This is a genomic window from Yoonia sp. I 8.24 (assembly GCF_022096995.1).
Taxonomy (GTDB): domain Bacteria; phylum Pseudomonadota; class Alphaproteobacteria; order Rhodobacterales; family Rhodobacteraceae; genus Yoonia.
Genome location: NZ_JACXGQ010000002.1, coordinates 425537 through 446070, shown reverse-complemented (window position 1 = coordinate 446070; position 20534 = coordinate 425537). Strand labels below are relative to the sequence as shown.

At 53.6% G+C, this 20534-nt stretch carries 17 protein-coding genes and 1 pseudogene; 7 read left to right on the top strand and 11 right to left on the bottom strand.

The window, feature by feature from the left end:
- The first annotated feature begins 31 nt into the window (after positions 1-31).
- The 3 genes from Yoon_RS05165 to Yoon_RS05155 are packed head-to-tail and all read left to right on the top strand — an operon-like array spanning position 32 to position 2876.
- Positions 32-1162, top strand: a complete 1131-nt coding sequence (locus tag Yoon_RS05165; RefSeq protein WP_238110740.1) for an ABC transporter ATP-binding protein — start codon at positions 32-34, stop codon at positions 1160-1162.
- A 14-nt stretch (positions 1163-1176) separates the two neighbouring features.
- Complete coding sequence (locus Yoon_RS05160; protein ID WP_238110988.1) at positions 1177-2067, top strand: ABC transporter permease subunit; 891 nt, start codon at positions 1177-1179, stop codon at positions 2065-2067.
- On the top strand, positions 2064-2876 hold the full coding sequence (locus Yoon_RS05155; RefSeq protein ID WP_238110739.1) for an ABC transporter permease: 813 nt from the start codon (positions 2064-2066) through the stop codon (positions 2874-2876). The genes Yoon_RS05160 and Yoon_RS05155 overlap by 4 nt, the downstream gene beginning before the upstream one ends.
- A 62-nt stretch (positions 2877-2938) precedes the next feature.
- On the opposite strand, the gene Yoon_RS05150 is transcribed toward Yoon_RS05155, so the two are convergent.
- Complete coding sequence (locus Yoon_RS05150; protein ID WP_238110738.1) at positions 2939-3508, bottom strand: cupin domain-containing protein; 570 nt, start codon at positions 3506-3508, stop codon at positions 2939-2941.
- A 154-nt stretch (positions 3509-3662) separates the two neighbouring features.
- On the opposite strand from Yoon_RS05150, the gene Yoon_RS05145 reads away from it, so the two are divergent.
- Together Yoon_RS05145 and Yoon_RS05140 are read left to right on the top strand one after the other, a co-directional pair.
- Positions 3663-4949 (top strand): 4-aminobutyrate--2-oxoglutarate transaminase, encoded by a 1287-nt coding sequence (locus Yoon_RS05145; protein WP_238110737.1) that lies wholly within the window; start codon positions 3663-3665, stop codon positions 4947-4949.
- Between the two features lies 1 nt (position 4950).
- Complete coding sequence (locus Yoon_RS05140) at positions 4951-6432, top strand: NAD-dependent succinate-semialdehyde dehydrogenase (protein ID WP_238110735.1); 1482 nt, start codon at positions 4951-4953, stop codon at positions 6430-6432.
- A gap of 101 nt (positions 6433-6533) precedes the next feature.
- Here Yoon_RS05140 and mmsB read toward each other — a convergent pair whose 3' ends face one another.
- From mmsB to Yoon_RS05125, 3 genes are read right to left on the bottom strand one after another with little or no spacing between them, the layout of a single operon-like run.
- On the bottom strand, positions 6534-7406 hold the full coding sequence (gene mmsB, locus Yoon_RS05135; protein WP_238110733.1) for a 3-hydroxyisobutyrate dehydrogenase: 873 nt from the start codon (positions 7404-7406) through the stop codon (positions 6534-6536).
- Positions 7403-8449: an enoyl-CoA hydratase/isomerase family protein gene (locus tag Yoon_RS05130; protein ID WP_238110731.1), complete on the bottom strand. Its 1047-nt coding sequence runs from the start codon at positions 8447-8449 to the stop codon at positions 7403-7405. The genes mmsB and Yoon_RS05130 overlap by 4 nt, the downstream gene beginning before the upstream one ends.
- Before the next feature lie 3 nt (positions 8450-8452).
- Positions 8453-9598: an acyl-CoA dehydrogenase family protein gene (locus Yoon_RS05125; RefSeq protein WP_238110729.1), complete on the bottom strand. Its 1146-nt coding sequence runs from the start codon at positions 9596-9598 to the stop codon at positions 8453-8455.
- Positions 9599-9891: 293 nt separating this feature from the next.
- On the opposite strand from Yoon_RS05125, the gene Yoon_RS05120 reads away from it, so the two are divergent.
- A complete protein-coding gene (locus tag Yoon_RS05120) occupies positions 9892-10923 on the top strand; it encodes an AraC family transcriptional regulator (RefSeq protein WP_238110728.1) in 1032 nt (343 codons plus the stop codon).
- 82 nt (positions 10924-11005) lie between these two features.
- A pseudogene (locus Yoon_RS05115) lies at positions 11006-11665 on the top strand (aminotransferase class III-fold pyridoxal phosphate-dependent enzyme); the annotation flags it as partial.
- A 33-nt stretch (positions 11666-11698) separates the two neighbouring features.
- On the opposite strand, the gene Yoon_RS05110 reads toward Yoon_RS05115, so the two are convergent.
- The 7 genes from Yoon_RS05110 to Yoon_RS05080 form a co-directional block, all read right to left on the bottom strand.
- Positions 11699-12112: a hypothetical protein gene (locus Yoon_RS05110; protein ID WP_238110726.1), complete on the bottom strand. Its 414-nt coding sequence runs from the start codon at positions 12110-12112 to the stop codon at positions 11699-11701.
- A 242-nt stretch (positions 12113-12354) separates the two neighbouring features.
- Positions 12355-14256, bottom strand: a complete 1902-nt coding sequence (locus Yoon_RS05105) for a beta-galactosidase (RefSeq protein WP_238110724.1) — start codon at positions 14254-14256, stop codon at positions 12355-12357.
- Between the two features lie 22 nt (positions 14257-14278).
- Entirely contained in the window at positions 14279-14884 is a 606-nt protein-coding gene (locus tag Yoon_RS05100) for a 2-dehydro-3-deoxy-6-phosphogalactonate aldolase (protein WP_238110723.1), read from the bottom strand.
- Between the two features lie 55 nt (positions 14885-14939).
- Positions 14940-16649: an IlvD/Edd family dehydratase gene (locus tag Yoon_RS05095; RefSeq protein ID WP_238110721.1), complete on the bottom strand. Its 1710-nt coding sequence runs from the start codon at positions 16647-16649 to the stop codon at positions 14940-14942.
- On the bottom strand, positions 16646-18727 hold the full coding sequence (locus tag Yoon_RS05090; protein WP_238110720.1) for an alpha-galactosidase: 2082 nt from the start codon (positions 18725-18727) through the stop codon (positions 16646-16648). Before Yoon_RS05090 ends, Yoon_RS05095 begins: the two co-directional genes overlap by 4 nt.
- A complete protein-coding gene (locus tag Yoon_RS05085) occupies positions 18728-19576 on the bottom strand; it encodes a carbohydrate ABC transporter permease (protein ID WP_238110718.1) in 849 nt (282 codons plus the stop codon). It abuts the gene before it with no gap.
- Positions 19576-20505, bottom strand: a complete 930-nt coding sequence (locus Yoon_RS05080) for a carbohydrate ABC transporter permease (protein ID WP_238110717.1) — start codon at positions 20503-20505, stop codon at positions 19576-19578. The genes Yoon_RS05085 and Yoon_RS05080 overlap by 1 nt, the downstream gene beginning before the upstream one ends.
- Positions 20506-20534: the final 29 nt, after the last annotated feature.

Below are 20534 nucleotides of genomic sequence, written 5' to 3'. Positions count from 1 at the left end.
AACCTCCATGCGTATTCGACAGGATTTTATAATGAATACTGACGCCCCCTTCGCCCCTTGGGAAGATGAGACTGCGACGCCTCTCATCAAGTTTTCAAATGTGACCAAACAATATGGTACATTTACAGCGATTGATGATGTCGATCTCAAAATCTATCCCAAAGAATTTTTTGCCCTGCTCGGTCCATCGGGTTGCGGCAAAACAACCTTGATGCGGATGCTCGGTGGATTTGAAACTGTTACCGAAGGGAGCATCACGATTGATGGCGTCGATATGGATGGCATTCCACCGAACAAGCGCGTCGTGAATATGATGTTCCAGTCTTATGCATTATTCCCGCATCTTACCGTTGCGGAAAACCTCGCCTTCGGATTGAAGCGATCCGATATGCCCAAATCGGAAATTGATGGCCGCGTCGAAGAGATGCTGCGCCTCGTCCAGCTCAAGAAATTCGCAAGCCGCAAGCCGCACCAAATGTCTGGTGGGCAACGCCAACGTGTCGCGCTTGCACGTGCATTGGCCAAAGCGCCCAAATTATTGCTCCTGGATGAACCTCTTGGCGCGCTTGACAAGAAGCTACGTCGAGAAACGCAATTCGAGTTGATGGATATTCAAGAGAAGACCGGCACCACATTTGTGATCGTGACCCATGACCAAGAAGAGGCCATGACAGTGGCAAGCCGCATCGCAGTGATGGATCACGGAAAACTGAAACAAATCGACACCCCCGACCGGATCTATGAAGCACCCAATTCACTCTATGTTGCGGACTTTATCGGCGACGTAAATATCATCGAAGGTCAGGTTACCAAATCAGAAGGCGAGGCTGCCGAATTGTCATGGGGCGAGGGAAAACCCGCCATACGCGGCATGGCCGGTGAAAGCCTGACCGCGGCAACATCCGGCGCATTTGCGGTACGCCCCGAGAAAGTCGCTATCTTTTCCGACGAACCGATGGACCGCCATAACCGCGTCAATGGGACCGTCGAGGACATTGCATATCTCGGAAACATGTCGACCTATTACGTGCGACTTGAGAATGGTTCATTGATCAAATCTCAGGTTGCAAATAATCGCCGCATTGCGCGTCGCGCAATCACTTGGGGCGACAGTGTTTGGCTCTCATGGACGGATACCGCCGGTATCGTCCTCGCATCGTAGGGGGCACCATGAATATCGCACGCCGCCTTCTTATCACCGTACCATATGCATGGCTCGTAGCCTTGTTTTTGGTGCCCTTTTTGATCGTTTTCAAGATTTCGCTATCAGATTACGCGATCTCAATTCCGCCTTACACCCCAACCCTAGAGCTAGAAGAAGGTTGGCCTGGGTTTCGGGCTTTTTGGGCGGGTCTCGACTTTGAAAACTTTGTCTTTCTGTCCGAAGACTCTCTTTACATCAAAGCCTATTGGTCCAGTCTCAAGATTGCCGTGCTCGCAACGTTTTTCACGCTGCTCATTGGTTTTCCTTTTGCCTATGCGATCGCAAACGCGCCACAAGAATGGCGTCCTAGCCTTTTGCTGCTGATCATTCTGCCTTTCTGGACAAGCTTTTTGATCCGCATTTATGCGCTCATCGGCATCATTTCCAACGAAGGCTTCTTAAACCAATTTCTGATGTGGACAGGTATTATCTCTGATCCGCTGGTGATCATGAATACCAATACCGCTGTCTATATTGGCATCGTCTACACTTACCTGCCGTTTATGGTCTTACCGATCTACGCCACGCTCGAAAAGCTCGATGGTTCTTTGCTAGAAGCGGCGCAGGATTTGGGCTGCACACGCACAAGCGCCTTTTGGTCGGTCACCATACATTTGGCGAAGCCGGGCATCATCGCGGGTTGTTTTCTCGTCTTCATCCCTGCGTTGGGCGAATTTGTGATCCCTTCCCTCCTGGGCGGTTCACGCACCTTGATGATTGGTAAGGTTCTATGGGAAGAATTCTTTTCAAACCGTGATTGGCCATTGGCTTCGGCGGTGGCGGTCATTCTTCTCCTCGTCTTGATCATCCCCATCATCTTGTTCCAACGAAACGAGCAAAAACATCGGGAGCAAAACAAATGAGAAAGCCATCATGGTTTAACGTTGTCTCACTCACGCTCGGTTTTGCGTTCTTGTATATCCCCATGATCATCTTGGTCATTTATAGCTTCAATGAATCAAAGCTCGTTGCCGTTTGGGGGGGCTTTTCGACCAAATGGTACGGCGAGCTCATGCAAAACGAAGCATTCCTCGACGCGGCTTGGGTCACACTGAAGGTCGGGGTTATCTCGTCTACCATCGCGACCGTCTTGGGCACTATGGCAGCCTTTGTGTTGGTACGTGCTGGCCGGTTCCGCGGGCGCACATTGTTTTCTGGCATGATCTACGCCCCACTTGTGATGCCCGAAGTCATAACAGGCCTGTCTTTGCTGCTGCTCTTCATAGCTGTTGGCATGGACCGGGGCGTCGCGACGATTGTATTGGCGCACGCTACGTTTTCAATGTGTTACGTGTCCGTCGTTGTCTCATCGCGCATGGCATCGTTTGACGAAAGCTTGGAAGAAGCGGCGCTTGATTTGGGCTGCACGCCTTGGGACGCGTTTAAATCCGTGACCCTGCCGATTATCGCGCCTGCTGTCGCCTCCGGCTGGCTACTGGCTTTTACATTGTCGCTTGATGATCTGGTGATCGCATCGTTCACGGCGGGCCCATCGGCCACAACGTTGCCGATCAAGATATATTCTTCCGTGCGGCTCGGTGTCAGCCCCGAAATTAACGCCCTGTCGACGTTGATCATCGGACTGGTGACGATCGGTGTGCTCGTGGCGTCCATCACTTCAAAGCGCGCGATTCAAAAACAAAAGCGCGATGAGCTTCTCGCGGTCCACTAGGTATCAACCAACACATGTTGGCTGGGGATTCGCCTGCAGCGTTTATCGCGCCACTGACACCGCTAGAATGTTGGTGGCGTGCACGCGCTGATGATCACAGTCTCAACGGGGCCAACTTGTCGAAACCGGTGTGGGCTTGTGCTTGGAAAGAAATATGCGTCGCCCGGCCCCAAGATTTTTCGCATATCGCCTACGGTAACTTCGACACGTCCGGAAATGACGATGCCTCCCTCTTCGCCTGCGTGTTCGTACATGACCCGTCCTGTATCGGCATTCAGCGGATAGGTTTCTTTAAGTATTTGTAGGTTTCTACCGAGCGAGCTAGCGCCGATTTGCTTAAGTGACAGGGATTTTGTGCCAATCTCTGTTAACTCTTCGGCTGCATAAAAGACGTTGGTTTCAAGTTCTGGTTCAAAATCGAAGAACTCCGACAAGCCAATCGGGATACCTTCTAAGATGCGCTTTAATGACCCCACTGAAGGGCTCGTCTTTCCAGATTCCATCAAAGAAATTGTCGCGCTTGCAACATTCGTCTTTTTTGCGAGTGCCCTTTGCGACAAGCCCGCACGAAGCCTGAGAGAACGCAGGCGTTGACCGAGCTGGGCGTTTTCTGAGAAATCCGTGTTCGACATGATTAAAATTCCAATCACTCCTGATTTAAGTCATTATATTTCAATACCTTATAATCACAAAGATACAGACTATTCGGTAAATAATAAACAATTTATCGTTCTTATATCTGGTTTTGTATTGGCCAAGACGCGCTAGTCATAGGAAGTGAAAAGAATGTTGAACGCAGACGTAAGTAAACGCAAAGACGGCGCGATCGCGCGTGGCGTTGGAATGATGACGCAAGTTTTCGCAGATCGCGCGGAAAATTCAGAAATCTGGGACATCGAAGGCACGCGCTACATCGACTTTGCCGCAGGTATTGCTGTCGTGAACACCGGGCACCGCCACCCAAAGGTGATAGACGCCGTCAAAGCCCAGCTAGATCGGTTCACGCATACCTGTCATCAGGTCGTCCCCTATGAAAACTACGTCTCATTGGCCGAGCGCCTCAATGCGCTTGTTCCCGGTGATTTTGAAAAGAAAACAGTCTTTGTCACCACAGGTGCAGAAGCGGCCGAGAATGCAGTCAAAATCGCACGCGCTGCGACGGGTCGCTCTGCTGTCATCGCGTTTTCTGGTGGTTTTCATGGCCGTACGTTCATGGGCATGGCGCTTACTGGAAAAGTGGTGCCGTACAAAAAGGGCTTCGGAAGCATGCCCGGCGATGTATTTCACGCTCCCTTTCCAGTCCCGATACATGGTGTAACGGTTGAGGATTCAATCGCTGCTTTGGACAAGCTGTTTAAAGCCGATGTTGACCCTGACCGCGTCGCGGCAATCATCATTGAACCTGTACAAGGCGAAGGTGGATTCTATGACGCCCCGCGCGCATTGATGGTACATTTGCGCAAACTTTGTGACGAACACGGCATCCTGTTGATCGCAGACGAGGTGCAAACGGGGTTTGCACGGACAGGCAAAATGTTCGCGATGGAACACCACGATGTAGTCGCTGATCTGACAACGATGGCCAAAGGGCTTGGTGGCGGGTTCCCAATCGCGGCGGTTACGGGGCGCGCAACGGTTATGGATGCGGCAAACCCGGGCGGTCTTGGCGGAACTTATGGTGGCAGCCCTATGGGGATTGCTGCCGCGCATGCGGTTTTGGACATTATTGACGAAGAAAACCTATGCGATCGCGCAAACGCACTTGGATCACGCTTAAAGCAGCGGCTTGAAAGCTTGCGCGCCGATATTCCTGAAATTGCGGATATCCGCGGTCTTGGATTTATGACAGCGGTAGAGTTCAACCTGCCCGACGGTGTTACACCCAATGCCGATTTCACGAATGCCGTAAAAGCGCATGCATTGAAGAAAAACCTGATTTTGTTGACCTGCGGGGTATATGGCAATGTCGTTCGTTTCCTTGCGCCAATCACCATCCAAGATGACGTTTTCGCAGAGGCACTTGATATCATCGAGGCCTCCATTCGTGCCGCCCGTGCAGATGTGAGTGAATAATATGATCTCTACAAAACTCGCAGGAATGTTGAAAAATCCAGCACTGCTCTTGGATGCCGGTTTTATTGACGGTGAATGGCTGACGGTTGCCGAAGGTGGTAAATGCTTTGACGTTCTGAACCCATCAACAGCTGAGACGCTCGCTTCGCTTCCCGACATGGGGCTGACGGAAACCAATCGTGCGATTGATGCTGCCTATGTCGCCCAAACCGCATGGGCAAAGCGGACAGGCAAAGAACGCGGAAACATCTTGCGTCGTCTGTTTGATCTGATGGTTGCAAATGCCGACGACCTCGCAGTTATCCTCACGGCTGAAATGGGCAAACCATTGCCAGAGGCGAAAGGCGAGATCCTATATGGCGCGAGCTACGTCGAATGGTTCGCCGAAGAAGCAAAGCGTATCTACGGCGACATCATCCCGGGCCACCAACCTGACAAGAGAATTATGGTTTTGAAACAACCTGTTGGTGTCGTCGCATCGATCACACCTTGGAATTTCCCGAATGCCATGATGACGCGCAAGCTGGCACCGGCACTTGCCGTGGGATGTTCATTCGTCGCCAAACCAGCAGAGCTGACCCCGCTGTCCGCCCTTGCCATGGCGTACCTCGCGCAAGAGGCTGGTATCCCCGACGGATTGTTCAATGTTATTACGACAACGCAAAGTGCGATGGTTGGTCAAGCATTCAGTTCCAATAGCAAAGTACGCAAGCTTACCTTCACCGGGTCCACAAATGTGGGTAAAATCCTGATGCGCCAATCTGCGGATCAGGTTCAGAAAACATCGATGGAACTTGGCGGCAATGCACCGTTTATCGTCTTTGACGATGCTGATCTGGATACCGCAGTCGAAGGCGCGATGATTTCTAAATACCGTAACAATGGGCAAACCTGTGTCTGCGCTAACCGCATTTATGTGCAGTCAGGCGTCTACAATGCATTTGCCGAAAAACTTGCGGTGGCTGTTCGTGCCGTGAAGGTTGGCGACGGGTTTGATGACGGCGTTGCAGCGGGCCCATTAATCAATTTGCAGGCCGTTTCGAAGGTCGAAGATCATATCGCGGACGCCAAAGCCAAAGGTGCGTCAGTGCTGGTTGGCGGCAAACGGCATGAACTTGGCGGAACCTTCTTTGAACCGACGATCCTCAGTGGGGTTCGCAAAGACATGACAATCGCCTCCGAAGAGACTTTCGGCCCTGTGGCCCCGCTCTTTAAGTTCGATTCCGTTGACGATGTTATTGAGCAGGCAAACGATACAGAATTTGGACTGGCGTCCTATTTCTACGCCAAGGACCTGTCGCGCGTCTGGAAGGTGGCCGAAGCATTAGAATATGGAATGGTAGGCGTGAACACGGGTTTGATTTCAACAGAGGTCGCACCATTCGGTGGCATCAAGCAATCAGGTCAGGGCCGAGAAGGGTCAAAATATGGCACTGAAGATTACCTAGAGATCAAATACGTCTGTCTGGGTGGAATTGAGTAACCGCACCCATCGATTAAATAAGCCACGCGTTTGGCTGCCGAGCGGCACCGTCTGGAAATTCTCCAATTGATTGGGACGTCACGTGGATTTGTCATGCCCCCTCAAGATGACCTGCTTTTGTCTTTGAGCCACGGCAGCACAGCAGAAAAATCTGTCCCTAATCCGCCCTCAGCATTCACAAACCTTGCATAAAGATCGCGAGCCATCGCGCCCATCGGCGTTTCAGCATCACAAGATGCCGCCGCATCTTGGCTAAGCCCCAAGTCCTTGAGCATCAATTCCGATGCAAATCCGGGCTTGTAATCATTGTCTGCTGGGCTTTGTGGCCCAACGCCCGGGGCGGGGCAATAGGCGTTCATCGTCCAGCTATACCCCGAAGACGTAGACACAACATCGTACATTGCCTGTCGATCCAGACCAAGCTTGTCAGCAAGCGCGAACGCCTCGCAGGTGCCAAGCATTGTTATCCCAAGGATCATATTGTTACATATTTTCGCGGCCTGCCCCGCGCCTGTCGCGCCGCAATGTACGGCCTTCTGACCCATAATATCAAACAGCGGTTTCGTCGTAGCAAACGCCGCGTCATCACCGCCGACCATAAAGGTCAGCGTGCCATCGGCCGCCCCTTTGATGCCACCTGACACCGGTGCATCCAAGGCCCCAAGACCTGCAGCATTCGCATCAGCCCCTACTGCGCGAGCGCTGTCGACATCAACCGTCGAACAATCAATAAACACACCGCCCTTTGGCAGCGCCGCGATCACCTCTGCTGCGACATTGCGCAGGATCGCGCCGTTGGGCAGCATCGTGATCGCGACGTCAGCATCTGCGCAGGCTTGTGCAATCGAATCCGCCATGGCCAATCCTTCCGGCACAGCGACAGGATCAACGCCAACCACATCATGCCCCGCACGGGCCAAATTGACGGCCATGGGACCGCCCATGTTTCCAAGTCCAATAAATGCAATCTTCATGTTGGTTCTCCTGTTTCGGTCCAATCGTTGGCGCCAAGGCTTTCGATCATCTGGTCGATGTCCGCACGGGGCACATCGAAACCGCTGTGGTGCCATTTTGGTGCGAAATCGCGGTCTATAATCTGCGCACGAATACCCTCGAGAAAATCACCTTGTTTTTGTGCGCGGTAAGAAAAGCGGTACTCGCGTTCAAGCGCATCACTTAAATCCCCGGATCGCGCCGCGCGGATCAGTTCGAGGCCACATGCCATCGCGAGGGGCGATCCCTTGGCCAGTCGTTTGCTCGTTTCCTCAGCGAATTGCGAATGGGATTCAGCAAGGTTCACGCCAATCTCAGAAAGCGTCGCACCACCAAACAAAGCATCTATTTCAGACTGCTGGCTTTCCAAATCACCTTTTTGCACGGGTTGTGCCATCTTGGTGATCTTGGCGATGCTCCCTGTTTTAGCAAGGTCGTCAATCAAATCCACCCAGTCATCTTGCGAGACAAAGTAATCTGCAAATCCAGCAAAGATCGCATCAAAAGGCCCCATGCGCGTTCCGGTTAACCCAAGATAGGTTCCAACCTCACCCGCCGCGCGCCCAAGAATGAAAGTTCCGCCGACATCTGGTACGAGGCCAATACCACATTCGGGCATGGCAACTTTTGTGGTCTCGCTCACAATCCGGTGGGATGCATGGCACGCAACTCCAACGCCGCCGCCCATGACAAATCCCTGCATAAAGACCACCACCGGTTTTGGGAATTGCGCGATTTTGAGATTCATTTGGTATTCTTGGTGCCAGAACGCCCGCCCAAATGCAAAATCTCCAGCCGACCCTTTTTCATAAAGCTCTGCTATGTCACCGCCTGCGCAGAATGCTTTGGTGCCAGCCGCATCAATGACAAGCAACGCGATGTCTGGGTCGTCGCGCCATCTGTCTAAGGCATCTTCTATTGCAATCGACATCTCTGATGTTAGCGCATTCAGCGCTTCAGGTCGGTTCAATGTGATCCGCCCTGCGTGCCCGTCAGTGCGGATGATAATGTCTTTTTTCGTCATCAATCAGCCACCAGCCTGCATTTTGATATCGCGCGCAATAACGAGACGTTGAATTTCGCTCGTGCCTTCGTAGATTTGGCAGATACGGGCATCTCTGTATATCCGTTCAAGCGGATGGTCCGCTAAAAATCCGTATCCCCCTAAAATCTGGATCGCTTGGCTACAGACTTTTTCAGCAAGCTCAGATGTGAACAGCTTCGCCATGGACGCTTCTTTGAGGCAGGGCAAACCCGCATCCTTTAGCGCCGCCGCATAGAACACCATCTGGCGGCCTGCCGCGATCTGCGTGTCCATATCAGCCAGTTGAAATGATATGGCTTGTTGATCAAAAATCGGCTTCCCAAACGCCTGGCGATCCATCGCGTAATCACGTGCATATTCAAACGCACTGCGCGCCATCCCAACGGCCTGTGCCGCGATCCCGATCCGACCGCTTTCCAAATTTGCGAGAGCGATTTTGTACCCCTGCCCTTCTTCACCCAGCAGATTTTCTGTTGGAATGCGCAGGTTTTCAAATGCGATCTGGCAAGTGTCGGATGAATTAATCCCCAACTTATCTTCGACCCGAACGACTTCATACCCCGGAGTGTCCGTTTCGACGATGAATGCCGAAATACCGCGTTTTCCGGCCGCTTTGTCGGTCACTGCAAAAACGATGATCATGTGACCGTTTTTACCCGAGGTGATAAACTGTTTGGCCCCGTTTAGTACCCAATTATCCCCATCACGCACGGCAGTCGTCCTTAGGTTCGACGCGTCAGACCCAGCCTGCGGTTCTGTCAGCGCGAAACCTCCGATCCATTCGCCCGATGCGAGCTTGGGGAGGTATTTTTGTTTTTGGGCATCGGTTCCGTAATCACGGATTGGGCCGCAACCAACGGAACTGTGGACCGACATAATCGTCGAACAAGCCCCGTCCCCCGCTGCAATTTCCTCGACCACGCTGGCGTAGCTTACAAAATCCGCATCAAAGCCGCCGTATTCTTCGGGCACTTGCATGCCAAGAAAACCAAGTTCACCCATCATAGCGAGTTCATCTTTCGGGAACCGCGCGTTGCGGTCACGTTCTTGCGCACCCGGCCAAAGTTCAGCCTTAGCGAATTGGCGCGCCATATCGCGGATCGCGGTTTGCGTTTCATCAAGGATCATGTCGTCTCCATCAATTCTAGTGCGATGGCCGTAGCCTCACCACCACCAATACAAATCGCGACCATGCCGCGTTGGACATTGCGGGATCTTTTCTGGTTGTGAATTCTTGGGTTGTTCATCAGATCGAATAGCGACTGTCGCCCGACGCGATGAAACTATAACTGAGGCACTACGTGCGCCCAAACCAGAGGCCGCGCCTGAAACTACTATCGCTTTATTTTGCATATCATCTTCCCAAGTTGGCGGAATGATAGCTCTTGCTTTGCTTGCATACAGTATCACATTGTGTTCCAATGATGAGACAAAAAGACAGTCAGAAAAACCGCCGTATGGTCGCGCCAATTTTCGTCAACGAAGCGCTCGCTTGTGGCGATGCAGCAGGCGTTGACATCACGACCCTTCTGAAAGACGCTGCCGTAAGCGCTGATGACCTAAATCAATTGGACACGGATGGGTTTGCGCGCATTTGGCTCGCGCTATCCGCTACTTTGTCTGATGAATTTTTTAGCCTTGGGGTGCGGCCAATGCGACCAGGCAGCACGACCCTGCTGGGGCATGCGATCCGTCAGGCTAAGACACTCGAAGTGGCTGTACAGCGAACCCTACGGTTCTTGCGGGTTGTTTTGGATGAACCATACGGCACGTTGGAAACAAACAAGAGCGACTGTAAAATCACCATCGCGGAAACGAACCCATCGCAACACGTGTTTACCTATCGCGCGTTCTTTCTCATTCTCCACGGCTTTAATTGCTGGGTCGCCAAAGAACGTATCCCGATAAAATCCATTTCCTTTCCCTGCCCCGAGCCGGAAGGCGCCAATGACTACGTTGATTTTTTTGGGGTCCCAGTAACGTTTGACGCGCCAGTTGCCAGCCTCGTTTTTGATCGGAAGTTCTTAGGCCGCAAAGTTGATCGCAGCGAAGGCGACTTAAAAACTTTTTTACGCAGTCTCCCCGAGGCGTTTTTGCGGGGGTACAAAGACACGGGCGGGTTAAAGCACATCATCATCGAAACTTGCCTGAAAGGCCCTGCCGAAGATTGGCCCGATGCGGTTGCAGTGGCCGCTCGACTAGGCATGTCGCGATCCAGCTTGCACCGGCAGCTGAAGGCCGAAGGGCACAGCTTAACCCAGCTCAAAGACGAACAGCGCCGCAACCGAGCGACCGTATTACTATCCAGAACAGACCTACCGATATCCGACGTTTCAGCTGCAGTAGGATATGCCGAAGAAAGCGCGTTTTTTCGTGCATTCCATCGCTGGTACGCGGCAACCCCGAACCAATTTCGCAGTGCCGGACTGCCGCCCTCCCTCGTCGACGGATAGATCCTATTTTGCGGCAAACTTGGGTTTGCGTTTTTCCAAAAAGGCAGACATGCCTTCTATTTGGTCTTAAGTTCCAAACAGGGAAGCCTCCCTAAAACTCGCCCGCCAATACATGATTGAGATTGGTCAGCCCGAACGCACGCGTTTCATTTCCCGCCGCCAAAGCTACCACCGAAATACATTGGGTGCCTTGGGCACCGGCGGCAACCTAAGGCGACGAGAGCCCTTTGATCCAGTCATGGTGTCCGCCAGCCGCATAGATGCATGCTTCGAATATCGCGGCCGCGCAGATCAGGAAAGCCCGTATGAATATGGTCAGCGCGTCGCCAATGGACTTGAAAAGGAACTGTTGCGGATCGGCCCAGAGACTGTGATCGGCTTTCTCGCTGAACCTGTGGTTGACCGCCCGCGCGGCGCAGATGGGTGAGTACCTTGGCACCGCGTTGAAAGAGTCGTTCGCACAACACCCACACGTGGGCGACATTCGTGGGCGCGGCATGTTCCGCGGGCTAGAATTTGTCGCCGACGTAGATACGAAAGCGCCATTCGAGCCTAGCAATAAACTGGCGGCAAGGTTGAAAGCCAAAGCGATGGAGAATGGTTTGATTTGTTACCCCATGAACGGGACCATCGACGGAAAAATGGCGATCATGTCCTGCTGGCACCACCATTCATCTGCACTGAAAACCAGATTGATGAATTAATCGACAAGCTTCGCAGAAGCATTGAGGATGTGATTTGAGGCTCTGAAAAGAAACTCCGGGTAGCCCTGAAATCACATTTTACTCTGCTCCAGATCCCCGTACCGCTGTGCGATGACGCTGAGCAGCCGATCGTGCGACATTATTTCTACAACGTCGCAAATTGGGATGCCTCCTGAGGTCTCAGTTATTTTTGTGCGGCGCCCAAAGCACCCGTCAGGTGTTTCAAAAATCTGAGGTTCCGCAACGCTGACGTCTATTTTGTGATCAAGTAGGAGCTGACCAAACAAGGTAAACGTCCCGCGCAACTGGCTGACAAGCATTTCGGGCAGGTTTTCGAAAACGATGCTAAGTTCCGCGTGCAGAACGGTTTCCCCGCTTGCGACAGAGGCCAAATGCGATGTGCGCGTTAGTCTTTGATCGCGTTGCGTAATCGCCACATTATCGGCCTTCATTGCGCCGAACGTCGCGGTAAGGCGCGGTGTCATTAATCCGCGATGTGCGAGCAATCGCAAAGATAGGCTTTGCGCGCACTGCGTCTGAGTTGGCACAAATATCCCTTTGCTTTGGGTCGTTTCAGACATTTGCGGGGGCGTCGCTTTCTTAGGGATTGGTCCAACAGAACTTTACGCGGCGAAGATGCTAGGTTTTCTCGGTCGCGGCAATAGTATCGTCGCTTATGTCGCAGATTGTTTTGTTGGTAGCGACGCGATCGCCCACATGAATTGTCCTAGCGCGCCTCTCTAACAACACCGGCCGCGTCGATTGTGCGACCATGACAGGTGACAGCAGCATCGGTGTAATTGAACCAGAACCGTTCTGTGCCGGTGTCGCGAACCCGTACACCATCGGGCAGATCAAGCGTCGCGATCCCCGCCTTTTCACAAAGATCTTGCAAGAATATATGAAGCGCTGCGCCGTCAAGCCAGCCTCCCAAATAGGTTTGCTTCCCGTCGCGCATCGCCACTGCTTCACCCGTGGCCGTGTGCAGCACAGGTTCTGCCCCGCCCTCGAGCACATCGCGGTAATTGATCACATGCCCGCCCGTTGTCAGCGGGATCGGACAATCGGGGCGCAGGCTCTCGATCGCAACAACGGTCACATCCAACGATGGAATTGCGGGCGGCAACGGGGTTGGAATGCCCATTTCGGCATTGCGCGCACCCGTGCGGGGCCCGTAGACCACCTGCGCATCACTTGCGCCCAACGCGGCTTTCAAATCATCGGCCATCGCCATCATGCCTGGCACCATCACCAAACCATACCCTGCAAAATCGCGTGCGCTGGCGGGCAAAATATCAACCGACAACCCCAGACGGCGTAATCCGCGATAAACATCCAAGATCAGCCCAAAGTAACTAAGCCCCGCGCCATGCGGTTGCACCGTCCACGCGAAATCAGCGTCGTAATCAAAGATGATCGCAACAGGGGCCTGCAGCGGGGCGACATCTGACGCGTCGGCTAATTCAGCCGTGACCTGTTTCAGCTCCTCCATCACGCCCGCGTCAACGCTATCGGGGCGCAAAAGACCTGCATGCAATTGTTCTTGTGCGACGGGGGCTTGGCGCCAACGGAAATAGCAGACGGCTTCGGCGCCATGGGCAAAGGCCTCCCACGACCACAGTCGCACCATGCCGGGCAGTGGTGTCGGGTTATACGGGGCCCAATTCACCGGGCCGGGCTGTTGTTCCATCACCCACCAGCGCCCTTTCCCGACCGCGCGGTACAGATCATGGTGCAGCGCTTGAAAATCCGGGTCGCCTTGGCGGGCAAAAGCACGTTGTCGGGCAGCATCTGCGCCCACCCGGTCCTCGAGAAAACCAAGTGGGTAACTATCCCAGCTTGCAAAATCGAGATCATCGCCCACCGCGAAGTGATCAAAATCAGTGATCCGGCCCATATAGTTATGGGTGATCGGCGCATCCGTCTGCGCGCGGATCAAATCGACTTGTCGCCGGTTAAATGCAACGACTTGATCAGAGCTAAACCGCCGGAAAGCCAGACAATGGGCGGGGTTGGCCTCGGTCACGGTCAGGTTCGGCAGGTCGACCTCAGCAAAGCTGCCATAATCCATCGACCAAAACGTATTGCCCCAATCCACGTTCAATTGATCAACAGAACCATAACGCAGGGCGAGCCAATCTTGAAACGCAGCCCGCGCGGCATCGCTATACGAAATTGTCGTGTCGTGGCAGCCGTATTCATTGTCCGTCTGCCAAGCAGCCACATATGGGTTGGCGCCATAGCGGGCGGCCATCAGCCCAACAATTTTCGCGCATTCGGCCTGATAAGGTTCATGACTAAAGCAATAATGACGCCGCGATCCAAATTTACGCGGGCGACCTTCAACATCCACAGCAAGCATATCGGGATGACGTGTCAGCATCCAACGCGGCGGCGTGGCTGTCGGCGTGCCAAGCACAACTTTCAGCCCTGCATCCCCAAGTGTCTGGATCGCTTGATCGAGCCACTCCCAGCAATAATTGCCCGGCGTTGGTTCAAGCTTTGCCCATGAAAATTCGCCGATCCGCACCCAGGTCAGCCCTGCGTCAACCATACGACGTGCATCTTCGGTCCACATCTTTGAAGGCCATTGTTCTGGGTAATAGCAGGTGCCAAGCGTACGTTTCATGGTGTCTCGCAAATCTTGTTTTTTAGGCGACGGCTTGGTCATATGCCGCAACAATCGCCTGCGCCCGTTGGTGCACGTCATCAGCTGTATAGCCCGGCTTATAGATCGCGCTTCCGATACCAAAGCCAGCGGCACCAGCGCCAATCCACTCTGCAAAATTATCAGGCCCTGCCCCGCCTACCGCATAGACAGGCATATCAGCGGGCAAAACGGCCTTATAGGCCGCAAGCCCCCCTGTGCCGATCACCGAGGATGGAAAAATTTTCAGCCCATCAGCGCCAGCTTTGATCGCGGCAAAGCATTCGGTTGGGGTTAAGACACCGGGATAAGATTGCATCCCCGCAGCTTTGGTCGCGGCAATCACGTCAATATCCGCATTCGGAGAGACAATCAGCGTGCCGCCCGCCGCTTTGACATTGGCGACATCTTCTACCGTCAAAACAGTCCCTGCCCCGATGGTCACATCATCCCCCACCGCTGCAACCATCGCAGCGATAGACGCCAACGGTTCGGGTGAATTGAGCGGCACCTCAATATCTGTGATGCCTTCTTCTACCAATACAGTGCAAATTTCGACAGCTTCCGGTGGGGTAATGCCCCGCAAAATGGCGATAATATTTCTGCTCATGAGACGCACCTTGATATGTTAATAACCCGCGAGGGTTTGGAAAATGATACAGCCATTAATGGCTTTCGCGTGTGACGGGGCGCGTGTCCTTGCCGACAAGGAAATCAAGATCCGCGCCTTTATCTGCCTGAAGAACCGTATCCACATACATCTTTGCATAGCCGCGCGTGTAATGCGGCGCGTCCGGTTCCCATGCGGCGCGGCGTTCGGCCAGAACCTCGTCCGAGACCAACAAATCCAAAGCGCCAGCGCTTGCCGAAAGCCGCAGGCGGTCCCCCGTTTTCACCAGCGCAAGGTTGCCGCCCGCATTCGCTTCGGGGCTGACATGCAAAACCACCGTGCCAAAAGCCGTGCCAGACATGCGGGCGTCTGAGACCCGAACCATATCGCGCACACCTTCTTTGACCAGTTTCGCCGGGATCGGCATATTGCCGACCTCTGGCATGCCCGGATATCCCTTGGGACCACAGCCTTTGAGCACAAGGATAGTGTCGGCTGTCACGGGCAGGTCTTCGCGGTCGATATTGGCTTTCATGTCTTCGATGTTTTCAAACACAAATGCCTCGCCTTCATGTTCTAGCAGCGTTTCAGTCGCCGCAGATGGTTTGATGATGGCACCATTCGGGGCGAGATTGCCGCGTAGCACCCGCAGGCCCGCCGCAGGTTTCAGCGGGTTGTCAAAAGAGCGAATGACATCGTCATTGTAACATTCGGCCCCCTCTGCGTAGGCCATAATATCGCCGCCCATCACCGTTTGCGCGGGGCGCAATTTGTCTTTGAGTTCGGACAGGACCACAGGCATTCCACCCGCGTAACAGAAATCTTCCATCAGGTATTTGCCCGATGGCATACAGTTCACGAGCAGCGGAATTTCTGTGCCAATCTCAAAATCATCCAGCGACAAATCAATCCCCACACGGCCCGCAATCGCAAGCAAATGAATAACCGCGTTGGTCGATCCACCCACGGCGGCATTGGCTAAAATGGCGTTTTCAAATGCTTCGCGGGTCATGACTTGCGACAGCTTCAGGTCTTCTTCGACCATCTCAACAATGCGTTTTCCGGTCAGATGCGACAGTGCCATACGGCGCGCGTCTACGGCAGGAAGTGCCGCATTTGTGGGCAATGACATGCCCATCGCCTCGACGACACTGGCCATGGTCGACGCGGTCCCCATCGTCATGCAAACGCCTTTGGAACGGCTCATACCTGCTTCCGCATTCATGAAATCTTTCAGGGTCATATCACCCGCCCGCACCGCCTCTGAAAATTTCCAAACGTCAGTGCCCGACCCGATATCTTTGCCCTTGAACTTGCCGTTCAACATCGGACCAGAGCTAACAACGATGGTCGGCAAATCGACAGAAGCCGCGCCCATCAGCTGCCCCGGCGTGGTCTTGTCACAGCCCCCCAAAAGCACAACGCCATCAATGCCATATGCACGAATGCTTTCTTCAACATCCATCGCCAGCAGGTTGCGAAATAGCATAGCCGTGGGTTTCATCTGGGTTTCCCCCAGCGACATCACAGGGAATTCCACCGGAAAACCGCCCGCTTCCCAGACACCGCGTTTCACGCCTTCTGCCAGATCGCGCAGCCCAGAATTACAAGGTGTCAGTTCAGACCAAGTATTGCAGATGCCAATGATCGGACGCCCATCAAACGCATGGTCAGGAAAGCCTTGGTTTTTCATCCAACTGCGGTGAATAAACCCATCTTTATCCTGTTTCCCGTACCATGCGCGGTTGCGTTTTTCTTTGGTCATAGACGTGTTCCTTCGACGACCCACATACGCTCTGGGAACGACCAAGGGAGCGTGATGCCGTGACGCATAAGATATGCGCCTGACAGTTCCAAGGGGCGATCCTTTAGGGCTGTTGTTCCACGCGAAAGGGGTGCAATTTCAGCGCGGTTTTTGAGTGAAATACGGTAGATCGCGGCAGGGTCAAGCGCAGTCAGGCGCAAAGGCCGCGGCGCGATCTGTTTTGAGGTTGCGGATTTGCCTGCGAAAACGACAAAACGCCCACCATCTGCCGCCAGATGCTGTTCAGCAGTCACCGCCAGGTCAGCACTATCAAGCCGCAGGATGTCCGCAAAGCGCATCCAATCACGGTTATCTTTCCACCACTGTGTAACTTCGGACAGCACAGCGATTTCGCGCGCGTCCAATTCGCGCGGGTCCATCTCGAACCCCATATGGCGCTGTGCCGCAACCCACGCGCGGAACGTGATATCAAGCGTGCGCCCAGAGGTATGACAAACGCGCGGCCCCACATGGCTGCCGGTCACTGCACTGGGCAAAAACAGTGCCGCATCATGCTGGATACGCAAGCGTTCAATCGCGTCGTTGCTGTCTGACAACCAGACACGTTGGGTACGGCTGAGGATGCCAAAATCGATCCGCCCACCACCAGATGCGCAGCTTTCAATTTCCACCAGCGGGAAATCCGCACGCAGGCGCGCCAGCAGCGCATAGGTACCTTCCGCTTGCACAGCATCCGGCGCAGGCAGAACCCGATTATGATCCCATTTGATATAGTATACGTCATAATCTCCCAAAACTGCGGCAATGTGATCATAAAGGTAATCACGCACATCGGGCAGCGCCATGTTTAAAACATGTTGTTGGCGTCCTGCAATCTGATCCGCAGGGCCAAGTACCCAGTCTGGGTGGGCGCGGCAAAGGTCGCTATCTTGGTTCACCATCTCGGGTTCAAACCAAATTCCAAAGGTCATCCCAAGCCCAAGGACATGGTCAATCAACGGTGTGAGCCCATCGGGGAATTTGCGCGGATCAATGGTCCAATCACCGAGACTGGTTGTGTCGTCGTTACGCTTACCAAACCAACCATCATCAAGCACAAACCGTTCAGCCCCAAGCGCGGCTGCGCGGTCAGCGATATCGGTCAGAACCGGCAGGTCATGATCGAAATAGACGGCTTCCCAGCAGTTATAATGCACAGGGCGCGGCTGATCGGGTTTCGGCCAAGTCACAATTCGGTCGCGCACATGCCGCTGAAAACTGACAGCGCAACCGTTCATCCCGCTGTCGGAATAGGTTAGGTAAAGCGGTGCTGTTTGAAACTGCGTGCCGGGGGTGGTTTGCGTGCGGGCCGCGTGGCCAAATTGCACCTGACGGCGTCCATCCTGTAGCTCTTCGGCAATCATCGTGTGACCGCCAGACCAGCCATAGTGAAACGCGTAGCATTCGCCGCTGGTATCTGTCGCGCCCGATATGGGTATCAAAAGACCCGGAAAATGTTCGTGGCCCGAGCGCCCGGTCCGGTTTTCGCGCATATGAATGCCGGGTGTCCACGGGGTACGGTTCAGTTGGAACTCGTCGCACCAACGCCCAGAGACATCAATCATATCGATAGATTGCTGTGGCGCAGGCATCACGGGTGCGGCAAGCCAATGCAGTTGCACCGGGATCCGCGTATCCAAGGTCGTTTGACAGGTGATCACATGCGTTTGCGCATCAACCACAAAATCAATGGTTAGCGTCAGGCCGTTAGCCGCATCCTTGCTAACCACTTTCAATCCAGCGCTTGCATCAACTTCGGTAGCGGTAAACTTTGGCAGAATGGGCGCGCCATCCCCGGCGCTTAAGATCAGCCCCGGTTGGCCTTGAAACGACCGCCCCGCTTCGGGGCAAATCGATAGATCGGGGTTCTCGTCCAACATGCCTCCTGTGATATCGATCACATGTGCGGCGCAAACCGCGTCCAGATCCTCGGTCGGCGGCAGGGGCGCACCCCAATAGACAACCTGCGGCAAACGGTCAGTTGCCACGGCTAAAACAAGCGTTTGTTGGCCATCATCAAGTCGATAAACATCCAACATCTACTTCACCGCCCCAAGCGTAAGGCCCGCGATAAAGTGCTTTTGCATCAGAAAGAACATCGCAACCGGCGGTAACGCCGCGACAATCGATCCTGCGCTCATCAGGTGATAGGCCGCACGGAACTGCGAGTTAAATTCCGTGATCCCAGCGGTAACAGGCTGCGCGCTTGGTCCTTGGGTCAGCACCACCGCCCAGAAATAGTCATTCCAGATGAAGGTAAAGATCAGCACCGCCAAAGCCGCCAGTGCAGGCTTCATCAGTGGCAGCACAACGTAAAAGAAAATCCGCCATTCTGCGACGCCTTCGACACGGGCCGCTTCGATCAGCGGAAACGGCAAAGCGCGGATAAAGTTGCGCATAAACAGCGTACAGAACCCCGTTTGGAACGCGATATGAAACAGTACAAGCCCCTGAATGCTATCATACATCCCCATGTTGATCGTCAGATCACGCACCGGCACCATCAAGATTTGGAACGGCACAAAATTGCCTGCGATGAACATGAAAAAGATGAATAGATTACCTTTGAATTTGTAGATGCCCAGCGCAAATCCGGCCATGCTTGACAGTGCAACCGCGCCTAACACCGTTGGAATTGTAATGAACATAGAGTTCAGCAAATAGCGCGGCATGTTGGATTCAAGAAACACTTTGCCGTAATTTGTGAAGCCTTCAAAACTGGACGGCCAGCCCCAATAGTTGCCGTTGGCGAAATCCGCGGCAGGCTTGATCGAAAACATCGCAACAGCGATGAGCGGCAGCAGCCACAAGATCAAGGCAAAGGGCAGCACCGCCTGATAGGTCAACTGAAACCCGCGCGACTTTTTGGCAATAGGTGTCGGAAACATCAGCGTGCCCCTTTTTCGTCGCGCCACATAGAGTACAAAAAGTATCCGATAAAGCCGAGCATGATAAAGAATAGAACGACCGCAATCGCTGACCCATACCCCATGCGGAATCCAAATTCAGACAGGGATTCCTCGAACATATAGAACGACAGCACGCGGGTTGATCCGAACGGTCCGCCGTTGGTCATAACACTGATCAAATCAAACGACCGCAGCGCCCCGATGATGGTCACAACAAAAGCGATGAACGTCGCCGGTTTGAGCTGGGGCAAGATAATGTACCACAGCATTTTATAACCTTTGGCCCCGTCCAAACGCGCCGCTTCGACCTGTTCGGGATCAACGGCGTTCAACCCGGTCAGATACAAGATCATGCAGTAAGCTGTCTGCGGCCAAAGACCCGCCGCGATAATCCCATAGGTGGCGAGGGTCGGATCGCCAAGGATGTTCACAGGCCCGGCCCCGAACACGCCCAAAATGGCGTTCAATAGGCCTTCGCGCGGCAGGTAGAACCATGAAAACACAAGCCCAACAACGACTTGAGAAATCACGAATGGAAAGAAAAACAAAGACTTATACAGGCGAATTCCACGCACTGTTTGGTTCAAAAACAGGGCAATAAACAACCCCGCAGGCACAGCCAAAAGATAAAGCGCTAACCATTTGAGGTTGTTCCAAAACGAGGTTTCGAACTTGCGGTCGATATTCTGTTCGCCGATCCCCAAAAGCCGTTCATAGTTGGCCGTCCCAATATATGTCTTTTCGCCCAAACCGTCCCACTGATGGAAACTGATCCAAAAGCTTTGGCCAATTGGGATGATCACATAGACCGCAAAGAACAGCATTGCTGGCAGCAAAAAGAGCCAAGGGGTCAGCGCGATTTCATTGCGCTTGTACCAGCTTCGCGATGTGGGGGTCACAGTTGACATGTCGGGGCCTTTACGCAGGTTAACGCATG